The organism is Candidatus Nitrosocosmicus oleophilus, assembly GCF_000802205.1.
In the GTDB taxonomy this organism is placed as follows: Archaea; Thermoproteota; Nitrososphaeria; order Nitrososphaerales; family Nitrososphaeraceae; genus Nitrosocosmicus; species Nitrosocosmicus oleophilus.
Map to the genome: position 1 here is coordinate 2,628,338 of NZ_CP012850.1, position 22,844 is coordinate 2,651,181.

Annotated in this window: 17 protein-coding genes and 2 pseudogenes; 9 read left to right on the top strand and 10 right to left on the bottom strand. The window is 33.0% G+C overall.

Annotated features, from left to right (window positions below):
- Window positions 1–449: 449 nt before the first annotated feature.
- The 6 genes from NMY3_RS12630 to NMY3_RS12655 all read right to left on the bottom strand — a co-directional run bounded on the left by NMY3_RS12630 (window position 450) and on the right by NMY3_RS12655 (window position 6,320).
- Window positions 450–644, bottom strand: a complete 195-nt coding sequence (locus tag NMY3_RS12630) for a hypothetical protein (RefSeq protein WP_196816205.1) — start codon at window positions 642–644, stop codon at window positions 450–452.
- Window positions 645–1,085: 441 nt separating this feature from the next.
- Window positions 1,086–1,502, bottom strand: a complete 417-nt coding sequence (locus NMY3_RS12635) for a universal stress protein (protein WP_196818564.1) — start codon at window positions 1,500–1,502, stop codon at window positions 1,086–1,088.
- Window positions 1,503–1,524: 22 nt separating this feature from the next.
- Window positions 1,525–3,045: an alpha/beta fold hydrolase gene (locus tag NMY3_RS12640; protein ID WP_196816206.1), complete on the bottom strand. Its 1,521-nt coding sequence runs from the start codon at window positions 3,043–3,045 to the stop codon at window positions 1,525–1,527.
- A 114-nt stretch (window positions 3,046–3,159) separates the two neighbouring features.
- A complete protein-coding gene (locus tag NMY3_RS12645; protein ID WP_196816207.1) occupies window positions 3,160–3,627 on the bottom strand; it encodes a CBS domain-containing protein in 468 nt (155 codons plus the stop codon).
- Window positions 3,628–4,840: 1,213 nt separating this feature from the next.
- Window positions 4,841–5,707 (bottom strand): glycosyltransferase, encoded by an 867-nt coding sequence (locus tag NMY3_RS12650; RefSeq protein ID WP_196816208.1) that lies wholly within the window; start codon window positions 5,705–5,707, stop codon window positions 4,841–4,843.
- 217 nt (window positions 5,708–5,924) lie between these two features.
- Window positions 5,925–6,320 carry a hypothetical protein gene (locus tag NMY3_RS12655; RefSeq protein ID WP_196816209.1) on the bottom strand — a complete coding sequence of 132 codons (396 nt, stop codon included), beginning with the start codon at window positions 6,318–6,320 and terminating at the stop codon, window positions 5,925–5,927.
- A 1,896-nt stretch (window positions 6,321–8,216) separates the two neighbouring features.
- On the opposite strand from NMY3_RS12655, the gene fbp reads away from it, so the two are divergent.
- From fbp to hsp20, 9 genes and pseudogenes are all read left to right on the top strand, one after another.
- Window positions 8,217–9,302, top strand: coding sequence for a fructose-1,6-bisphosphate aldolase/phosphatase (gene fbp, locus NMY3_RS12660; RefSeq protein ID WP_196816210.1), 1,086 nt, complete (start codon window positions 8,217–8,219; stop codon window positions 9,300–9,302).
- A 75-nt stretch (window positions 9,303–9,377) separates the two neighbouring features.
- Entirely contained in the window at window positions 9,378–10,067 is a 690-nt protein-coding gene (locus NMY3_RS12665) for a phosphoribosyltransferase (protein ID WP_196816211.1), read from the top strand.
- A 277-nt stretch (window positions 10,068–10,344) separates the two neighbouring features.
- The gene (locus tag NMY3_RS12670; RefSeq protein ID WP_196816212.1) at window positions 10,345–10,593 is read left to right on the top strand and encodes a hypothetical protein; all 249 of its coding nucleotides are present in this window, start codon (window positions 10,345–10,347) and stop codon (window positions 10,591–10,593) included.
- Between the two features lie 227 nt (window positions 10,594–10,820).
- Window positions 10,821–12,191, top strand: a pseudogene (locus NMY3_RS12675) (erythromycin esterase family protein).
- Window positions 12,192–12,613: 422 nt separating this feature from the next.
- Window positions 12,614–13,192, top strand: coding sequence for a cysteine hydrolase family protein (locus NMY3_RS12685; protein WP_196816215.1), 579 nt, complete (start codon window positions 12,614–12,616; stop codon window positions 13,190–13,192).
- A gap of 294 nt (window positions 13,193–13,486) precedes the next feature.
- Window positions 13,487–14,455 carry a glycoside hydrolase family 130 protein gene (locus NMY3_RS12690; RefSeq protein ID WP_196816216.1) on the top strand — a complete coding sequence of 323 codons (969 nt, stop codon included), beginning with the start codon at window positions 13,487–13,489 and terminating at the stop codon, window positions 14,453–14,455.
- Between the two features lie 982 nt (window positions 14,456–15,437).
- Complete coding sequence (locus NMY3_RS12695) at window positions 15,438–15,908, top strand: universal stress protein (protein ID WP_196816217.1); 471 nt, start codon at window positions 15,438–15,440, stop codon at window positions 15,906–15,908.
- Between the two features lie 211 nt (window positions 15,909–16,119).
- Window positions 16,120–17,406 carry a glycosyltransferase gene (locus NMY3_RS12700; protein ID WP_196816218.1) on the top strand — a complete coding sequence of 429 codons (1,287 nt, stop codon included), beginning with the start codon at window positions 16,120–16,122 and terminating at the stop codon, window positions 17,404–17,406.
- A 525-nt stretch (window positions 17,407–17,931) separates the two neighbouring features.
- Window positions 17,932–18,465: an archaeal heat shock protein Hsp20 gene (gene hsp20, locus NMY3_RS12705; protein ID WP_320410467.1), complete on the top strand. Its 534-nt coding sequence runs from the start codon at window positions 17,932–17,934 to the stop codon at window positions 18,463–18,465.
- Between the two features lie 32 nt (window positions 18,466–18,497).
- Here hsp20 and NMY3_RS16730 read toward each other — a convergent pair.
- From NMY3_RS16730 to NMY3_RS12735, 4 genes and pseudogenes are all read right to left on the bottom strand, one after another.
- Window positions 18,498–19,073: pseudogene (locus NMY3_RS16730) on the bottom strand (putative PEP-binding protein).
- Entirely contained in the window at window positions 19,036–19,374 is a 339-nt protein-coding gene (locus NMY3_RS12725) for a hypothetical protein (RefSeq protein WP_196816222.1), read from the bottom strand. The pseudogene NMY3_RS16730 and the gene NMY3_RS12725 overlap by 38 nt, the downstream one beginning before the upstream one ends.
- A 297-nt stretch (window positions 19,375–19,671) precedes the next feature.
- Window positions 19,672–20,835 (bottom strand): site-2 protease family protein, encoded by a 1,164-nt coding sequence (locus tag NMY3_RS12730; RefSeq protein WP_196816223.1) that lies wholly within the window; start codon window positions 20,833–20,835, stop codon window positions 19,672–19,674.
- An 882-nt stretch (window positions 20,836–21,717) separates the two neighbouring features.
- Window positions 21,718–22,623 (bottom strand): cupredoxin domain-containing protein, encoded by a 906-nt coding sequence (locus NMY3_RS12735; RefSeq protein WP_231100060.1) that lies wholly within the window; start codon window positions 22,621–22,623, stop codon window positions 21,718–21,720.
- Window positions 22,624–22,844: the final 221 nt, after the last annotated feature.

Here is a 22,844-nt window from a genome sequence, read left to right on the forward strand (position 1 = left end):
ATACAATTAGGCGAGCTATCCATCTGCACAAATAGCAATTTTAACTGTGTAACCTCGGTCAACTTTTAGCATTACTGACTAAATAGATTATCCATGACCTACTTTTCTTATTATTGTCTAAATCACGCCGGTTGTAAAAACTTATCATATTCTGGACATTTAAAGATACTCATATGAAAGTAGAGGCTATCATCACCCAAAATATTTTGGAATGGTAAGATTTTTTGACATGTTATGCAAAATCATAAATCTAGATTGAAAATGACAACTAAAATTATAAGTCCTATGCCCTTTCAATAACGAAAGCAATATTTGGCATAAGTTTTACCTATGTATACAACATCGAAATTATCTAATCATCTTTGAGTACAATCAAAATAACCAGTGTTGTAGAAAAAGCGATCGATATTTTAACACAACATAAGATAGAGGAAATCAAAGATCATAGACTAGGAAAGGATTCCAGATGAATTACTTGAGAATGTAGTAAATGTTATCACACCAAAAAGAAAAGTTTGAATAGATGATTTGATAAAGGAAAGAACAGACTCGACAGATATTAAGAAGGGAAAACCTATTTGTGAAGCAATTAAAACGTTTCCTGTCTTGAATTTGTTTGTAGTAAATCTACTTATTCCTATCATCTTTGTGTTCATTTGGATTTTTCTGGATCCTTCCGATGGATAAGATATTTATCGATACATCATATTTATCAGCGTTTCTTTTTTATAATTATGATGATCAACGCTATATAGTTAATAAATCATCATTGAAATAGGTCTAAAGACTTTGATAAGTGATATTCCTGTTTTTGTATCTTACATTTTAAGAAATTAGGTAAATATCTAGAGAAATGATTTTTGATAATACTTTATCTGCTACTAAGGGCATTAAATGACTTGGTCATGTGATGAGCTTTTTCCAAATGTAAAAGATACTACCCTCATGCATGTTTTGGAATAACCCTTAAGTGAATTATCTATGTGCTTAATTGTTTCTATGCATCAAAACAAAGAATGAATTTTTCGAATGGAATGTCCTAATTAATGTATTTTCAAAGCAGATCTGAAAAAAACCTGAAACTTTCATCTTATTATTACGATCGGACATTGCACAGATTCTGATACCTTTCTAGATACACTGCCTAGTGCTTTGATTTTTGCTAGCCCGTGTAATCCATTACTTCCGATGATTATCATGTCAACCATATTGTTATTGACATATTCTATAATCTTATTAGATGGATCTCCAAAAAGAATAGAATATTCAATCTTGATTCCCTCGATGTGTTTGTATGTTTGAATTTTCTCAATAATATCCCCTTCTATCCAATTCCTGATTCCTTGGTAAACACTTGTAATACACTTGTCTAAAGATTGGGTTTTTTCATCCTTATGTAAGGAAGTCATCTTATCTAAAACAGACTTTGTAAGAGGCAATTCTTGGATTACATGAAGTATTATTATTCTGATCTTTTGTCTTTTTGGATTACCTTTGAATATCGTTTTTGGTTAATCCATATTTTCAATTTGCTAAAATCCAATCAGCAACCTCAGGCCACAATTGACTATGTGCAGAGCCGCTTATGCATAGTCCGACATGGCCACCTTTGAATTTAATCATTTTTTTCGTGCTACTAGATACATAATTCTCTATTTCCATTGTTGAAGCAGAAGACACGAGATCATCATTTTCAGCAACAATTGTTTGAATAGGTACATCTATTTTGTGTAGATTAATTACCTCATGGTTTAGTCCGATGCTATTTTTCACAAGGGAATTATTCTTGTAGCACTCATTTACAATATCCTTAAAAAGTTTACCTGGAATATTCGGTGTATTGTAAAGCCAACCTTCAACGGATCTAAAATTATCCATAAATTCTGTGTCGTTATACTTCTTAATCATTGTAAGATATTTATCTACAGTATATCTTACCGGATTGCGCATTATAAATCCTATATCTAGGACTTGTCCGTTTAGGTGACCAAACTCGTCAATTATCTTGTCAGTATCAAGATTCTTAGCCCATGTGGAAAGAATAGTTTGATCTTTACTGGAATCAACAGGTACTGCTAGAAGAGTTAAATTTCGTATGCTATTATTATTCAAGGAAGCATAACATAGTGCTATGATACCTCCCCAACAATATCCAAGGATTGATATTTTCTTCGAATATTTAGAATTTTGATCAATTCTATCACTGCTGCTATTTTCTGGGCTAGTTTTATAGGTCAGAAAATTTTTCGTATTTGCTATTTCTAGGTTCATTTGATTCTCATCCATGTTCATTTTGTCTCCTAGCATATTTACCGACTTAGATATCGAGGTTTGATTTTGAATGGATTGAACAGCATCTCTTACATACGCTATGTAATCAAACAGGGAAAGCTCATTATATTTTGAGGTGGGATAACCCCAATCAAGCAGGTAAACATCTATACCATGGGATAAAAGCGATTTAACAACGCTTCTGACGGGGTTAATATACATAATATGAAACTGATTAATTGGGGCATATATTATTAAGAGAGGATTTTTGCCTTCAATAACCGGTGACTTATCATCGCCTATAAAATGCATTAGTCTTGTATTATCTTTTTTATAAGATATTCTAAACTCTGAGACTACTTTATCTTTTCTGCGAGTATAATAAGAATTCCAATTGTTTGTAATGAATTCATAAATATCTTCAAAGTATTGGATAGGATATCCTTGGGCTTTTAGTAACTTACGGAACTCTAAATTAGACTCTACATAGTTCGACAATAAAGATGAAAATTCTTCTGATTTTAACAAATCATTCAATTTTGTATCAGTATTTTTTAACCATTCTTCATACAATTCTTCTGATGGTAACATACATCGTAGATTATCGAAAACTTCAAAATTTTTATATTCTGCAGCCTGTTTCTGGCACTCTCGTATTGCATCGAAATAACTCTCCGTATATGCCTGATTATACTTTGACAATATTTTGGTACCCCAGGTAAGTGCTTCAAAGGCGTTTGTTAGCATATCAAAGTACATAGAGAATGGAATCATCGTCTAAGTCATATTCCGTTGAAGGCCATTTAAAGATTAATAAAGTACGTTATGTTGACTTCTACCAAACATATCAATGGCGTATTTTCATTCATTTTCCTTAATAAACACCATTTATTCAATGAAAGTATTAATAAACCAAAAATGTGAAATATCCTGTTTCAATTGATTTTCTGGAATTGGAAGGTTACTTGCTATAACCGTAGAGAGCAAATCTTTGTTTTCAACTAAATATCTAAAGATATCTTTATCTGTCAAAATTCCTGCCAATTTATCATTCTCTAAAATGATAACTCTTCTTATTTTTCTCTCATACATCAATTTCATAGCATCTGCAATAGTAGCTTTTGATGAAAGTGTGATTAAAGGATGGCTCATATGTTCTCTTACAGGGACTACCATCTGATGTGGCTGTAACATACCAATTGTCCTAATGACGTCTCTTTCGGTAATAATTCCAATGGGTTTTCGGGTATTAAGGTTGTCTACAATTACCACGCAGCCAATATTATTATTAGACATTATTCTCGATACTCCAATTAAATTTACATTCTGTTCAGCGACTATGATATTTTTGTTCATTAAATTTGTGATCCCAATGGAATCAATACTCATATAGTCTTGATATAATACGTTTATATAAAAATACCTTCTTTCTGATTTGGTTGTATTTTATTATTATTTAAAAACTAGGTTAATGTCAGGGTTATCACTAAGCCACTTTGCATTATACTAATTTAATTGATCAAAAAAATTTTTCTAGTATAAAGATAAGTGATATGAATGGACGAGAACATTTGCTCTTTCCTCTAAGTGGTCCTTAATGTGTAAAATTTTATTCGTGAAGATTAGCAATAAGTGGACTTTGAGTGATTATTGTTATAGTTATATTGGGGTCATTACTAAGGTTTAGGATACTCTCGTGGATGTTCCTTATAACGTACCCTAGCACAATAGTGAATTTCAGGAGTTGCTTCTGTAAAAAGTATTACAATTTCTTTTCTATCCTTCAATAATCTAACTACATCTTCAGTAATGGCTTGTACTAATCTAATTTTTTCTCGTTAACTTTTCCCGCTATACATCTATATAGCAATGCAGGTATGGATATAATTCATCATGGATATATAGGATCGAAGATAGCAAATTGCATAGGCAATACCAATACCATTACCAATAACAATACCAATAATAATTACAATCGATATAAAGGTGATGTTCAAACGGGATGTTAAAGGAGTATAACTGTTGTTATGGCTCCTGGGCATGCCCAAAGTGGAAAAGCTAATGGTATTTACTCCGGGTTCATTAGACATATCCCTATCAAATTACAAGGATCCATGAATAAGTAATTCCGCTGATATTATGAACAACAACATCCTGCCTGCAATCATAACGCTCGCTATTGTAATCCCAAAATGTTAGAATCTGAGTCCCTGCTATTGCAAATATAATCAGTAATGCACCAGTAGTTATTACAACGGTCTTGGATATTCCATTTCGATCTATATTGGTTTTCTTTTTGGTAATAGTAATAAAGAGTGGATGGTGTCTATAGGATCTCTTACAACAAAGAGTATAATAACAGATCTTAAAACATCCATTCCGAATGTAGTGAGATAATAAGTAATATCTTGTACGAGTAATATGGATTCATTCATAGCAATTCTCAATAAGATAGAAAGTGGTGTCAAAATTTTATTCTCTATCCCTTAAGAAAATGTTTAACTGGATTGGAAGCAAAGAAGTAGTAGAGAACTATATAAATGCATTTACTCTTTTTATGCAGTAATTTCTAGAGTACAACGTTTCTATAGTTATCAAATCTGTTATACTTTACAGCCTCATTCAACACAGTGAAGGAGACCTGTTCGGCCATTCTACGTAGATTCCCAACCTCTTCTCGATATGCATCAAGGGAAGTATGATCTTTATATCCCATAAACACTTCTTTTATCTTAAATCCATTCATCAAAGTTTCAATTAGCAACCACACATCAATTCCCCAGCCGTCAGGCGTTTGACCCGAACTATTATGTTCTATCAATGTAGACCAGACTTTCATTGCTGCACACACTTCTCCGCTTAATGGTTGCTGAAATTGGGGAGCCTCTGGAAAAAAAACTTCGAGCATTGGTCGTGCAATTAGTTTAGTCACAGCTCCATCTCTGGGATGTCTATCGTAATATCCTCTTGTCATATCATACCCTTCTTTAAGTATCGGAGCAACTAGCAGATCGACCCAATCTCTTGAAAGATTTTTGATATCAGAATCCAGAAAAAGGGCTAAATCATATGTGTTATGATTTTTAATATTGGCTTCGGAATCATTTGTATGACTTGTACTTTTGTTTGAATATTTGCCATACAATGCTTCCTCTAAACCGGCCCTCATAGCGATTCCCTTGCCTGGATATTTTTTTATAGGTTGCTGTATAACCGTTGTTCTTTCTAACCTTTTTGCGATTTTGATCGTATTATCGGTGGAAAAACCATCAACGACTATAACATCTGGATCATAATTGCTTTGTCTGACCTTTGATATCGCATTTTCGATGGTAGCCTCTGAGTTCTTTGCACAAAAAATTATTACTAATTTGGGATTAACCGACCTATCTTTAGGACTTATCTCTTGTTTTGATTTTTCTTCGGTCTTTGACATATTCTTTGATGAGTAAATGGATTGTTATAAGTTTCTGTACCTATTATATAATAGTCCCTGGTTTTGAATATGTAGAGTTATAAACTACAAGACCCTGAAAATGGAATAAATCTTGCACTAGATGTAAATAAGGTCACAAACATCTTTGTTGCTGAGCTTTTTCTATCAGTGTTATTAAATATTTAAGGAACACAACCTGTTAACAGTGGTCAAATGCTCAGAATTTGTTTTTATTCCATTCAATGATTTTCTCTACTCTAGCTATCTCTTCTTGTAATTTGTTGATCTTTAATTCATTGAATGGAATAACTGAATCGAGTTTCCCTCTAATTTCCTTTAATTCCATCAGATATGAATTTAAGATATCTTTTACTACGTTCTTTTCATAAATTTGAACATAATTATCACTATAACTTAATACAAAACTATCGTATACAGTATCTAATTTAGCCCAAGCCTCTGTGATTATTTCCTTGATAAAAGTCTTATCGGTTAATCGTTCAACCATTATTCTGGAAACCTCTTCTTTTTTAAAAAGAAAAGCGTTTTTGATTGATTCGTTATATTTATAATCATTGGAATTAGGTACAGACTTTTCGGTATCCTTAGTCATTGCCCTCCATATTTATCTTATTTTCACTTAAATACTTATTGTCTATGTTACGACTCCACTTCATATTTTGAAAATATAGTCTCTTTTTAAGTACCAGAAGTAGAGGCCTTTAGAGTTTAATTGGCTCTGCATTGTATTTGTAATATTCAGCTCTCGCGTGGGTAACCATCTGAAAAGATTATTTCAGTTATTTACTCGAGATCATATCTCCATCTGGAACCGGATTCACAAGTTGCAGTTAGTCTGAAGAAAAATTCCGAAGAATATTGTAGATAAGATTATTTAAAATTAGGAGCAGAGTATATTTGGCTCGAGGTTGTTATTGAGCCTGATGAGTGGCAAATTCTCATACTTACTATATTATAAGAAAATAAGATGTTTATTGTTGAAGAATTCATAGGAAACGAGAAATAATTACTGAATTTATTAGTTAATACCCAATGGTTCGGGGATACTCAAATTAGGATCGTCATATCCATTCCTCCTATAAGAAATGAACAATCTGAAAAATTATTAGTATATCAAGGATAGAATTGAGAACCTTGATTTCTTCCCGTCTAAAATAAAAAGCCAAAAACTAAGATGAATGAAATTGTCTGCTGTTCTTTGTTGGGCCTCATTACAAGGGCATACAACCAATTAAATGAACAGACTGCTTTAGCTTCCTCAATATCTTCCAAGTATAACTTCTAATAGATAAATCAAATTTAGGGGCTTAAATTACTATGTAAAGATAAATTAGAGCAGTCCTCACAATTCCGATGTGCTCTGCAATAGACTTAGCCTTTATGATACGGAAAAATTCATGAATCTCATCCATCTTTGTGAAATACGCAATAATTTGAATTTGCTGTAAGTTAAATTTTTATATCATATCTACTGAAGGGGGACGTTCTCACAGGACTATTTTCAGTAACCTTGATTTGGTAATAAAGATAGATGATTATGATATTATTTATATATATATCATTAGTCATGAGTTTATTTGCATATATGATAAAATAGAATTGAAATGTATTCATCAACATTGAAGTAGTTAACTTAAAAAAACTTTACAATATAACCAATATTTTAATTCACTTACTAAATGTTTTGATAATAGTCCTTTTCATACAACTAGTTACAAATCTTTTCATTAAAGTTTTCTTTAATTAAATCCTTTCTATCTACTAGTCCAATAGTCTAATCATTATTTTTTCGTCGATTACTGGAATTATTTCAAAAACCTTCTTGGTGATTATCTTGAATGGTTCACAAGTCAATTTGTTGATTTATGGCTGCGGGATTTCTTGCCGTCATATCCACTGTCTTTAATATATCAAGATTCTTAATTTCTTTAATTGCATAAAGTACAATGTTAATAGTAACCATACTTATTATCTTCCGCTTGTTATTTATGACTGGTATCGCATTAATTGAATTTAATACAATTCTTGTTCAAAATTCTAAGACGGTAGTATTTTCTTTAGCAACTTCATTATCTACCGACATTCAATCCACGGCTTTCACATCCTGATTGTTCACTTCAATAGATAAAATTATTATGGATTTATTAGATTCCTAATTTTAGAATTAGTTAGTTTTATCGTTCAATATCTTTTAGCACACAACTCTAATTTTTCTATATTAATAGAATATCGACAACGCGGGAACCAATTAGATCTGTAAAAATTTTCGATTAAAAAACCATCGGTAACAGATATCGCCATTATTATATATAAAATTTCATAGAATATGATAAAGATAAGTAGAATCCTAAAGAAATAAACAATAAATTTCCCTCACACCTTATTCAAGTAAATCTTATGTCCAATTAATTTTACCTTGAAAATAACAATTTGGCCTATTTATGAGATCGACAAATAAAAATACCATTATCTGCTTTATTACTTGTTTATGGCAAAGATAACAATTTCTGCGATCAAGGCAGATGTGGGATCTATAGGAGGACATACATGTCCCAGCGAGGCGCTAATTCAAAAGGTAAAAGATCTTGTAAAGTCCGAATCAAAAAATCTGTTAATAGATCATTACATTGGATATACGGGAGATGATATCCACATTCTTATGACTCATAGACATGGAATAAGTAGCAAAGATATACATAAAATTGCTTGGGATTCATTTACTGAAGGAACAAAGGTTGCAAAAGAACAAGGGCTATATGGAGCAGGACAGGATCTTCTCAAGGACGCTTTTTCAGGGAATGTTAAGGGAATGGGACCTGGAGTAGCAGAAATAGAATTAGAAGAAAGACCAAGTGAAGTCTTTTGTATTTTTGCAGCAGATAAAACTGAACCCGGTGCTTTTAACTTTCCTCTTTGGAGAATGTTTGTCGACGCAAGAAGCAATACTGGGCTAATAATCAATGAAGAACTAGCAAAAGGAGTGCATATGAAAATCATGGATGTGATAACAGGAAAGATTGCAGATCTAAAGCTATGGAATGATAAAGCAGAGGTTGAAGCAGCTCTTATGTACCCCGGCAGATATGTAGTCGATTCAGTCTTATCTCACAATGGAGAACAAATAGTATCTTGTTCTACCGATCGATTGCATAATATTGCAGGAACGTATGTTGGGAAAGACGATCCGATTGCTATTGTAAGAACACAAAAGAATTTTCCAGCAACCGAGGAAGTCGGTAGTGCTTTTAATAATCCTCATATAGTCGCAGGGAATACGAGGGGAAGTCATCACATGCCTTTAATGCCTGTAAAGTTAAATTCAGCGGCCAGTATCAATTACGCTATACCTATTGTTTCTTGTCTTGTATTTAGTATGCATAATGGAAAATTAGTAGGCCCCCATGACGGCTTTGGAACGGTGGATTGGGACTATCAGAGGATGTTAGCCTCTGAAAGGGCACAGATGATGAGAGTTCAAGGTTTTGTACATCCAGCGACACTTGTTCCAGAGGAATTAGAATATAACAAAGGCTATGAAGCAAGGATGGCAAGACTTGGTGAAAAGTTCAAATAACTAATTTTTTGAATATTACCTTTGTCTATTAGTTTGAAAGTGCAACTTTATTATTTGTATCCGCATAATAAAGTTATGAATACGCTGTTTAGAGATCGAATAGATGCTGCACAGATGCTCGCCAGTAAAATAGAAAGTTATCTAAAATATGAGCATAAAAATATTGCTTTTTCATATAAGGAACTTGTAGTTTTGGCAATACCACGAGGAGGTATCATTCTTGCAAATGTAATTGCATCCTATTTTGATTGCGACCTCGATATAATAGTTTCAAGAAAAATTAGGCACGAATTAAACAAAGAATTGGCAATAGGAGCTGTAATGCCGGATGGAACGGTATTTATAAACGAACGAATCATAAAAATTGCCCCAATTTCTCAAAAATATATAGAACAGGAAATTGAGTTTCAAAAGAAGGAAATTACCCGACGACTAATTGAATTTAGAGGGACCACTTCTTATGCTGGAAAATTAAATGACAAAATTGTGATCTTAGTAGACGATGGAATAGCAACGGGAGCGACCATTATTGCATCAGCTCAGTGGCTAAGAAAAAACTATCCTTATAAGAAATTAATTATAGCAGTTCCGGTAGCACCCGCTACATCTGATACTGTTAATGTTCTGAGCAGAATTGCAGATAAAATGATTATCTTGTATACTCCAGAAGAATTTTCAGCTGTTGGTCAATTCTATCAAAGATTTGATCAGGTAGATGACGAAGAGGTAAAAGAGATTATGAGAAAGTATCTTTTTGACGTATGATTTTACTATGTGTAGTGAGGGATCTAAAGAAGAACTCTTAAAGAAGATGCATTTGTCAATAAATTGAATAGCAAGGTTGATTTGCTAAATTTTATACCCTTTGTAAAATATCAGTCATTTTGAATATCTATAGGCGTAATTCACTTGATGATTTAGATTTGAAAATCTTTTGATAATATTAATTTTTATTGTCAAAGAACAAAATGCAAATCATTGTTTAGCGCACAGAATAACTTTTACTAAAAAGTATATTTAAAAGAGCGTCATCTTGATAAATATGGGTGAGGAATACGATATCGGCGACAGTTGTCATCATTTTTGTCCCTCCCCTCCTGAAAAATGGAAGACTATGATATTTTATATATATCTCCATTCATCTTCACCTTCAGAAAAAAGGATTACAGGATTGACTACTTGTAATAACGATGAAAAGATAATCAAACCTATTAATTTATTCTCGAGTGACTTAAGAAAAATTGACGTTGAATTAAAAAACATGCACAGAACATGGAGTAATATTGACTAGTAATACTTCGCTATTACGTTTAAACATATCTTAATGCGAACATACGGGAAACAAGATATTGTTTGATTTAGATAATACTTATAACAATTACTCGAGTCTTAAAATAGTATCATAATAGTTCTCACTTAGCGAAAGAGGTAAAATCAAATATCTTAATTGGTTTTTTCTTGTTCTCTTTGTTTTCCTTATAAGTTTGTTAGTTCCCAATACAATATTAGGGATAATGGATGAGCATACAATTTGGTTATGATTCTTTGGAGAAACCAAAAGATATAGATTTCTTATTGGGTAGAATTGGTGATTCTGAATACGTTTTATTGGGGGAAGCATCTCATGGTACTTCGGAATTTTACCAATGGCGTAGTGAAATATCCAAACGATTGATTAAAGAAAAAGGATTTTCATTTATTGCAGTGGAAGGGGATTGGCCTGACTGTTATAAAGTAAACAAGTATGTAAAGGGTATTTCAGACATTTATAAAACTGCAAAAGACCTGCTCCATTCATTTAATAGATGGCCCACGTGGATGTGGGCAAATACAGAAATGGTAGAGTTAGTCGAATGGTTAAAGGCGTATAATAAAGGGATCATCCACGATGAGGATCAGAAGGCTGGGTTCTACGGATTGGACCTTTACAGTTTATGGGAATCGATGGAAGAAATAATTCAGTACCTTAAAAGAGTCGACCCTTTACTATTACAAGATGCCATAAAAGCGTATAATTGCTTTGAACCTTATAACAAAGAAGTTGAAGCGTATGCTCGAGCAACAGCATTTGTTCCTAAGAACTGTGAAAAGGAAGTTATTGATATGTTAGTAGCATTAAGAAACAAGCATACTTTACACTCTAAGAACCAAGCAAATAAGGAAGAATACTTTAATGCGGAACAAAATGCAATAACTGTAAAAGATGCCGAAAATTATTATAGAACAATGATTAGAGGAGATGTAAATTCCTGGAATTTAAGAGACACTCATATGATGGATACTTTAAAAAGATTAGTAGCTTATCATGCTAACGGAAGCAGTAAAAAGAAACCCAAAGCTATAGTTTGGGCTCATAATACCCATATTGGAGATGCAAGGTTTACTGACATGTCGCCTTCAGGGATGATAAATATTGGACAACTTGTCAGAGAAAAGAAGGGAATACAAAATACTGTTTTAATCGGGTTTAGTACCTATGAAGGCACAGTTATTGCAGCCAGAGAATGGGGAGCAAGAATGGAAATAATGAATGTTCCTCAAGCAAGGGAAGGAAGTTGGGATTAGATTTTACATAATCTTAATGAGGAATTGAGTATTAAAAAAAGAGATAGAACAATCGTTTTTGATAGAAATTCTTATATTAACGGGCTCTTAAAAAAGACAAATGATAATCCTATTTATGATGAAAAGTATGAAAATCGAGGGCAAAGGGCCATAGGAGTAGTTTATAATCCTCAATATGAAAGATATGGAAATTATGTTCCAACTATATTATCTTTGAGATATGATGCGTTATTATTTATTGATAACACTAATGCTCTATATCCATTACATATTAAGCAGGTGGAGGATAAGGATCTTCCAGATACCTTTCCGAGAGGAGAATAAAAGAGAATACGTACCAAGTCGATTGTAATTAGCTCTCCATGACATAGATCCAAACACTAGTTTTAACTGCATAGTAACAAATATCGTTACTCACATTTCATCTGTCTATAATCGTTCCAGGCATTCCTAAAATATATAGGCTAATCAATTGCTTAAGATAATGCGATATGATGTCCTAAACCTTTTATTTAGGAGTAAAAGATCATCAAACGTTAAACAGCTATAGAACAAACAGGCTTACAAATTGTACCTCAAAATGAGAGATAGATGGCCATAAGTTTTTAGAAATAGCCAAAAGGGATAAAGTGTTATCCTGTTTGTTTTATAAAAAAGGAGGAATACAGGTTTGAGAATGATTACCCGGTATTTGCGAAAATATAAAGGGTAAAATATCTAATAACATATATATCAAGTAGATTAAGTTGTCACGTCATGCAATTTTAGTAATAGATATGCAGAATGATTTTGTCAAGGGTAAACTGAAGTGTGAAAGAGCATCAAAAATTATTCACAACATACAAACATTATTAACAGAGGCCAGAAAAAATGACATTCCAATATTCTATTGTATAGACGAACACCTACCAATAGATAACTATGAACTTGACCTGTGGGGACCTCATGCTATGAAAGGAACAGAAGGTCAGAAGATAATTGATGAACTTAACCCTACGGATATAGATTATGTTATTCCAAAAAGAACTTATAGTGCATTTGACGGAACCGGCCTTGATAGAGCTTTAAATGGATTATATGGAGGCAAAGGTGTTGACACGGTGATAATTACAGGATTGCATACAAATATCTGTGACAGGCATTCATCATATGACGCATTTACAAGAGGCTTGAAGATAATAGTAGCAGAAGATGGTGTAGAAGCATTTACAGAAGAGGAACATCTGTCAGGACTAGAATACATTAAAAGAATGTATGGCGCAGATATAAAAAAAATAAACGAGATTATCAAACTTTTCAAACAGACGGGTCAGGATCTAAAATAGAGAAATAGAAGGCGTAAATCATCTAAAGTATATTTTGGAAAATTGTAATTCAACCCCTACCTCTATTATGATAACACCTTGCAATGAGATTCAATATTCTGAATTCAAGGATAGTAACAGTTCATTTATGTGCTCTAGAGCCTATGCCATAATACTTTCTATAATCAGGAAACGTAACTTAATATAATTAGACATCTATCACTTTAAATGGTGTATTCTCTCTCATTAATCTCCTTAGTCTTAGCACAGCATTATCTCAAAACACATAATATCTGACATCACAATAATGTCATTATGGACGATGGCGTAATCCTAAAAAGATATCCAAATAATCCCATACTTCTTCCCAATATTAATAATTGGTGGGAGAGTCGAGCTGTATTTAACTGTGCCGCTCTATATAACGGAAATAGGATTCATTTGTTGTATAGAGCCATCGGTGAATATGAGAATTATATATCAAGAATAGGATATGCTTCAAGTAGTGATGGCTACACCTTTAATAGACGCAATGAAATAGCTTTCGATCCGATTTTAGAATATGAACAATTTGGTATAGAGGATCCGCGATTATCTCAAATTGAAGGCCAAACTTATATCACATATGTTGTATTATCAGAACATCCCAAAGCAGGGCCAGGAGTATCAACTGCATTAGCAGCGGTATCCAAGGATTACTTGAATTTTGAAAGATTGGGTATAATTACAAGCGAAGAAATGGATAACAAAGATGTGGTTCTTTTTCCCGAGAGACTTTCTTCAAATTTAAACAAAGATGGTAAATCATACTTCTGTTTACATAGACCGAGTTCTTGGATTGGCAAAGCATATGGCATTGATAGGCCTAGTATTTGGCTTGGTGAATTATCAACTTTGACTAAACTAGAACACCACACTTTACTTATGAAACCAGAGTTTAAATGGGAAAATTTAAAGATAGGCGCTGGACCACCTCCTATAAAGACCAAAAAGGGTTGGTTAGTGATATACCATGGTGTGAGTATAGATAGGGTTTATAGTGCTGGCGCTGCACTTTTGGATTTAAATGATCCAGGTAAAATAATTTGCAGATGCAATAAGCCGATTTTGACACCTACTACAGAATATGAAAAATATGGTGATGTGAATAATGTAGTATTTCCAACCGGGTTGTGTAATATTGAAGGAGAATTATTCATTTATTACGGAGGCGCTGATAAGTTCTGTTGTCTTGCTACAGTCGAGCTTAACGATCTCTTAGAATACATCTTTCAAAACAGTTGACCATGCATTAGAGATGTGTTTGATAAAAGCATAGAAGGCAGGCCAATAGTAACATTAAAAAAGCTACGAAAGACTATCACTTTATTAAGAACCAATTTTGACCACTCTTTTCTGCTATCGTTATAGAAACTATTCACTTAATACAATAAATTTTTTGTAATTTTCAGGTTGTTTGTTTAAACTTTTTTTTAATATAATTGTTTGGCTCATTCCATTTTCGGGCTCTGCTTACTTTAACAAACCTTTTAGCTTAGTGCTCCATCTATTTTTTTAATATCCAGAAATAAAACATTATCAGATATGTTGACTATGGATTACATTTGTCCTTTTCAGGATTACCTTTAAGAAGAGTCCAATAGACTAGCATGCATATTCAAGCGGAACCACAGTTCCATTTTACTAATGGATTTAAAAAATATAAACCTAATATAGTGAATAGAATAAAAAAGAATCAATTAGGTAGTCGAAATTTTGAGCAAAGTTGGTTTGAATTAAGTATGGATATATATACACAGAGTCAGAAAACAGTCGAATTCTCGCACTAACTATATTAAAAGAAGTAAACAGGCTAATACCATAAATGTTCACCTCATACTTAGAAAGGATTCGTGCAAACCATCCGATTTCCACGGTTGCTGGAACATGGTACCCTCAAGCCTGCGAGTTTCTCAAAATAAATCAATAAATGTTATTCTTTTTTTCTGGGGAAAGGTATCATAGAAGAACTATGCTAGAACAAGTCAAAGATTTTCGATGATTTTTTCTTGCCGAAAAGAAAAGTGCAAATCAGAGATTGTCAAATAATAGATTAAGGTGCATCCCTATTATCATGTCAAAAACACTGGAACTTAACTTTACATAACCTGTTTGTAGTAACAGAATATTTTTTATCTCATACTCTAAATATTTTAGAACATTCAATATTAATCGATTAATTAAAAAAATATACAACTATAAATACAAAATTTGATATATTAAAAGTATGGCTACAGGTAAGCCTAGCATCTTGGTTCCCTATGACGCCACTGAACTTTCTATAAAGGCGTTAGACAAGGCCATCGAAATAGCATCGAGGATGGGTTATGAGATTCTTTTGTTGTATATTATAGACGATACTAGATTTTGTCCATCAAGAATGGAAAAGTTTATTTCAAACATCACTGACCTTGAGAAAACCAAAAAATATCTCGTAAATCTAATTAAAGAAGGCGCAGAGAAATGCATGACAGAAGTAGTAGGCAAAATTAAAGAAAAAGAGTTATTTGTCAAATACATTATCCGAGTGGGGCACCCCGATGATGAAATCCTTGAAGTTTCTAAGAACCCAAACATACACTTGATAGTAATGGGTTGCAGTGGATCATTCAAGAAAAGGCATAACAGAAGAGGGGTAGGAAGTATTTCTAGATGGATTTCAGAGGTAGCATCCTGTCCCGTGGTTTTAATGCGCTAAAAACATGAATTTCTAAAATACACCTGTGACCGTATCTATCTCTATCAAAAAAACACTTTGTACACCTTACTGTCTATTGTAATAAATGGAATTCATTTTAGTCAAATCCACAACAATTAAATTCAGAAGGCAGACTGAAGTTTTATTTTATTTGTGTACAAAGATGAAATTATTAACCAGTATATCCAATATTTAGATGTAATAGAAGGTTGTGAGCGCTGAATTGGATCCTAATGTGCTGATGATTTCTACTGAATATCCTCCAATTCCTGGTGGTGTGGGACGATATACAAGTAACTTAGTCAATAGCTTAAAAAAAATGGGAGTGGAAGTTTATGTTTTATGTAATGAGAAAGGTCATGGTGATTATTTTGGCCTTGATCCTTCAAATCAAAATAATTCACAGGTAATACTAAACGTTATTGACAAATTGAATCCGGATGTTGTGCACGTCCAATTAGAGCACGGTTTATATGGGTTGAAACAAAGATTTAGAAATAAGTCAGGCAACTCTATTACTAATATAGAATATTTCTATGAAAAATGTCCCATTCCTATAATAACCACGTTTCACTCTGCATACCCCTTTAGACAGTGGTTAAAACTATCAAAATTATTATACAATCAAGAAAATTATGCAAATACGAATTCAATTAATCCTTTCAAGAAAATCAATGAATTCATGGTATCCCTGTCAACCTATTATGAGTTTAAGAAATCCAACAAAATCAAGATGGAAAAAAGTAGTTCCAATATTGTATTTTCAGATTATTTAGGTCATCTGATATCAACTGGAATAGTCATGACTAAGTCGATCTCAAAAAAGAACAACTTGTTTGTTGTTTACCATGGTGCAGAACCTACTTTACCTGTGCCTCTAGAAAGGAAATTGGCTAGAAAAAAGTTTAATTTACCAGTAGATAAGAAAATAGGATTACTCTTTGGATTCGCAACAGACACCAAGGGATGGGACTTGTTAGGATGCCTAAATATTCCCCATGACTGGATTATAGTGATTAACCAATCAAAAAACCTTTATGGAACAAAAAATCATTCGACAGTCACAACAATTGAATATTTAGATCACAAAATCAAAGGGTATGCTAATAACGGAGACCAGAAAATCATCAATTTAAATCAAGGTTTTTTAACAGACATGGATCTCTCCACTTTGCTTTATAGTTCTGATGTTATCATTCTACCGTATACCGTGACATCTGGTTCAGGAGTTCTTTTTGATGCTCTAGCCCATGGTCTTCCTTTTATAGCAACTGATTTGGGTTTTTTTAAAGAGTTTGAAAAAAAGGGCCTTGGTATTACAGTAAAAAGAAAACCAGGTGAGTTTGAGGGTGCCCTTAAGAGATTGGAAGCAGGTTACTCGGAATATGTTCAAAAAGTTGAAGAGTTTAAACCAGAGTTAATATGGAATAATATTGCACGTCAACATTTAAAAATTTATAGCAAATCGATACTGGATAGAAGGATAGGAAATGTTTAGTGTGAATACTGAATACAAAATACGAAACAATTGAAATGATATAATTGGTACGGGCTGGAGAATCAAATTTTACAGGCAGGAGAGGTATATGCCGGCTTCATTTGGTATAGCCTACAAACGAGTAAAGATTAGATGATACCCTAATACTTGTTATAAGTAATTAGAAAAACAAGTTAATTAAGTATTTTTGGTCGTCTAGTGTGATAATTAATTAATTTTCCAATTACTAGCAATCAGCAAACAAATCGATATTAAATTCTGAACCTCAGGGCTAGAAATCAAAAATAGAGAATTTATTGTAATTTATTAGATTCAAAACAATAGAAAAATATCAAATATTAATCTATGACTCTTCGATTTTATCCATTGCACCTTTTTGAAGCACATGAAAATAGTCATTGTTATATAGAAGATCACGTCATCTAATAAAATGAGCATCTGGGATTCTTACCATGACGAATGGATGAAAAGGTTTTTTGGAAAAGATAGAGAATAAAATGGCTAAAACACAGTTATTTTGATGACATACTAAGAGACTACGACGATATGAGAAACGAGATGGAAAAAATGTTCCAGGAGGAGCTTAAAGATATAGAAACTAAAGCGCCTAAAGAACTTGTAAGAGAATATACTACTCCGGACGGAGCAAAAGTGAGAGAGGTAGGCCCCATTGTGTCTGGGTATTCGATGACAATAGGTGCTGATGGCAAACCCCAAGTAAAAGAGTTTGGAAATGTAAGACCTTCGGCATCAGGAACATCTCCTATCCTGAGTTCTGAAAGAGAACCTCTTGTTGATATAAGTACGAATGATAAAGAGATAAAAGTAGTAGTAGAAATGCCGTGTGTAAACAAGGAAAATATAAAAGTAAATGCTTATGACTCCTCAGTTGAAATAAGTACAGACGATCCACAAAGAAAGTATCATGAGGTTATTGATTTACCTCCAGACGCGGATATCGAAACTGTATCTTCTAAATACAATAATGGAATACTAGAAATTGTCTTCAATAAGAAGCAACAATCAAAACCGAAAGGTAAGGAAGTAAAAGTGGAATAAAACATTTTTCTTTGCTAATAAAATAGAGTTTTCTATCCCACTTTTTCTTTAGTTTTATCCAGTCTTTGTTCTTCTTCAAAGACCGTTGTTGATATAGTTTCAATTGCATCTCGATTGCATGAAATACTCTTGATACCATATCTAACTAGTATTTGAGCCATTTCAGATTGACTGCCACTTTCTCCACAAATAGATGTTTCCACTTCAAAACGATTACAGACATCGATTACCATTTTTATGCATTGCAAAACAGCAGGATGATATACCGATGATAATTTGGCTCATCTCTCGTTATTTCTATTGATGCCTAAGACTAAGTGAGTAAGATCATTGGTGCCGAAGCTAACAAATGATATTACCTCGTTGTATATGTCTTCAATTATCATAACTGCAGATGGAGTTTCAACCATTATACCAATTTTTTCGTCAAGTTTTGAAAAATCTTGTCTGCAAATTTGTTTAGACTTGATATCTTTTCTACTGATATGACAAACGGAAGCATCACATACAGATAAGTGAGCCCTTCATCATGCAGTCGTTGCCGTTAATTCAGTTCTTATTAAAGCAGGTTCATCTAGGCTTCTGCGAATTCCATGCCATCCAAGCATTGGATTTGATTCTATGGGTCATCTTCACCTCCGATGAGATTCCTAAATTAGTCTGTTCTTGCATCAAATGTCTGACCCAAACCGGTATTGGATAAAAAATACTAGCTATTGGTTTTATCCCGTCAATTAGCATTTGAAGATATTCATCTAATCGATTTTCTCTCATCAATTTAGCAGGATGTACCTCAAATTGCGAGATCATATGCTCTAATCGAAGTGAACCTACTCCATCTGTTTTTGATTGTACATCATTGATAGTATTAACAAATACAAGATTTATTTTTATTTTTGTTCTTAACAATCCGACTGAGCATGCAAGGAAAACTTAGGATTTTCTAAGAATCCTAGTTTCGTCTGTCGATCCCTATCGAAGTACTCCAATTCTTAGTATATTGATATGTCAGGTTATAACAAATTTTGTTAGGATTTATTGATAATTCATAAACCTTGCTAGATTACTATTTTGCATTTTACGGCAAGTAATATGGCTCTAATAATAGACATATAATGATATGATACTGCTATTTCAAAAAGAAATAGGTTTAATCATGATCCGTCGAAACAAGCAACAAGAAAGTGTTCTGGGATTCAGATTAATTTATTGCGACTGTTGAAAAAAGGATTTTTGCTCATCCATTGCTTCGATTATATCTGTTTTACTGACAACCCCTTCCAATATATCCCTGTCGTCGCAAACTAGAATCTTGTCCTGATTTTCTTTAATCATTATTGATAATGCCTTTTCAGCAGTATCGTTGACTTTTAACAACTTTATTTTATTCTTTGGGAACATTATATCTTTTACATTGATAGTATCTCTTTCATGTTCTGGAACATTTGAACATCTTTTGAGGGTTACTATACCAACTACCTCATAGTTTAATTTAGTTACTGGAAAAGAACTTTTCATATAGATATTGAAGTAGTTTTTAATTATCTCATTAATTGTTAAACCATCGGAAACGGAAATAACATTAGTTTTCATTAACTCGTGCAATCTTATCTTGGATAAAATCTTCATGATGTCATACTGATACAAATAGGTTTCCGCTCCGTTCTGCAAAAACCACCCGATCAATATAATCCAAATTCCACTAACAAAAGATCCAGACAGTATTGTCAATATTCCCAGTCCAAAAAATACATATGACATAATGACACCAATTCTTACAGCAATTCTTGTAGATTTGTCATAATTCTTATTCCTGCTAAAAAGGACTGATCTTAAGATCCTTCCCCCATCCATCGGAAAAGCTGGAATCAGGTTGAAAATCCCTAGAATTAGATTTAGAAAGGAAGCATAAAAAAGGATTCCATTTATAATGATTAGTATCGTTTTAAAAGATTCATCAAACGACGACATTATTATGGCGGTGGTAATCCACCAAAATATTGCAAAAAGAGCTGACAAAACAAGGCTTACGGCAGGACCTGCAATTGCCATTTTAAACTCTTTATTAAAATCTTTGGGTTCTTCCTCAATATCTGACACTCCTCCAAAAATAAATAGGACTATTTGTTTTACTTTAATTCCATACCTACTCGCTACTATAGAGTGCGATAACTCGTGAATTAAGACAGACAGAAACAAAATGACGGTTCCTATTATACTCATTATCCAATATTGCATTGGATTTAAACCCGGTGAGTAATGAGGCATAAAGCCATATGCAAGAGTCCATGTAATTAAAAAAAATACCAAAACAAGTGAATAGTGTAATTTGATTGGAATCTGGTAAATTTCTGCTACCTGTAATGACATTTAATATAATATTATATTAAATCTGATATAATAACAAGTCAATCTTTTAATAAGATGCGAGAGAAATAGTATTTTAAAAAGTATGAATCTATTTGTTGATGTCTCTGCATATGTTTAGATCTTAATTTGCATATATTAACAACTATTCCCTTGTGCTTTAATACATTATCAATTCCTAAATATGGGCTTTGGAATAGTTTATCGGATTTTCGTTAACATTTAATACTTCTGTTTCTATCTTGTCTTATGAGCAATATTTTTTTCAATAATACCATAACTTAGTATGCTTTTATGTACGACTACCTATCTGAATAATCAATATGAACCGATGATCAAACGTTAAATAGTGTCGCAAGTAATCATTAGTCTAATCGCTCAAAATCCGCCGATCCACATCAGATTTTTCATCAAATCAACGCCTGCTGATTATAATATGGAATATATTTTTAGTTCAGTTCGAATTAAAAAATAATTTCTTGTGCTCTTAAAAAAATAAAAGATACTGGAATTTGATAATAATCATGAACCAACTTTATAATTTATTTTTCCTCTGAGTTTGCTGAAATGTCCGGAAGTATATCTTTTATCGAATCGCGAGAAATCTTCTTTCTAGGTCTACTTGCTAATTTCTTTGGTCCGAAAACGGCGCCCATGATCACATTTGTATTAAAAAATATTAAATGTTATCTTTTTCGTTTTTCCGTATATAACTGATAACAGGTTTCATCTAATTTACTTACCGCGATTTTGGTTGTTTAATAGATGTCAAAAATATTCAAAACAAAAAGCATATAGATGTGTTGTGCTGAGATTGCTATTTTCAAATTAAAAATTTGAGCTGTTCTAATAACAAATAATTGAAAAAATTGGATAGAATACATTTCAAGAAACAAGTTTCAATCCGAATTCGTCTGTTATGTTATCCTCGACCATATCATTCCCAATTGAAACTATTTGGGCTCTGATTGTATAGTTGCTATCCTCAAAATTTCGTTCAACATGGTAAGCACCCGTGTTCGGATCCGATACATCAGGACCATATATGTTTGTTTTATTCATATTACTGTTAGAGATAAACTCGACATGAAGATTATTTTCGCCTATAACTTGAAAATTTTCGTTGAATATTGTTTGATTATTGTTGTCGTTGTCTACTTTAATATTATAGACTAACGGAGTAGAGCGGTCAACTGCAACACTTAGAGGCCTAAAGTTAAATAATGTTCTTTCGTTTTGTGTCTGGTTTATTGTCCAATCCACTATAGTCCAATTACCATTCCTATAGACGGGCAAAAGATCTGCTCCGGATGTCAATGTAAAGTGATGTCCCATTTCAGCGGCCCCACCCACATGGATGGATCCAGTCATGTATGGATGAAATGTACAGTGATAGGTATAATCTCCATTGGTATTAAAGGTCATCTGATAAAAGGCACCAAACGGCATAAATCCCGAGTTAAACACTTGTCCTGAGTTGGTAGCGTTAGGTACTCCACTTGTTACTGTATGCACTTGGCCCGGATCATCATTGAACCATGCGACTGTTGTATCTATAGGTATAGAAATCTTTGGTGGGACGTAATGGAGAGCCCCTTCAGAAGACACAGCACCAGCGGGTATATCGATTATATATGAGGGTAACACTTTTTGCGTTGCCGGCAATGGTGAGAGTCCTAATTGAGCAAAGGAGTTATTCCAAAAAAAAATATTAAATATCAAGATAGTAAGCACTAGAGAAAACAAAGAAAAAGAAAGGATTTTCCTATTTGGAATTTGACTAGCAAACATTTCTATTAGAATTGACAGTAGCAGTATAACTTAAATACGTTTTTGTATAACGCGGTGCGAACAATAGAACCATGGCACTCGCGGTAGCAGGTTAGTCCATGGCATGAGAAGAAATCTGGCCAAGGTGAATACACTTATTTCTGAATCCTTGATCGGTGTTTTGATGAAATCAAGATCGCAAATACATTATCTACAGATTATGAATTCTAAATAAGGTGTTT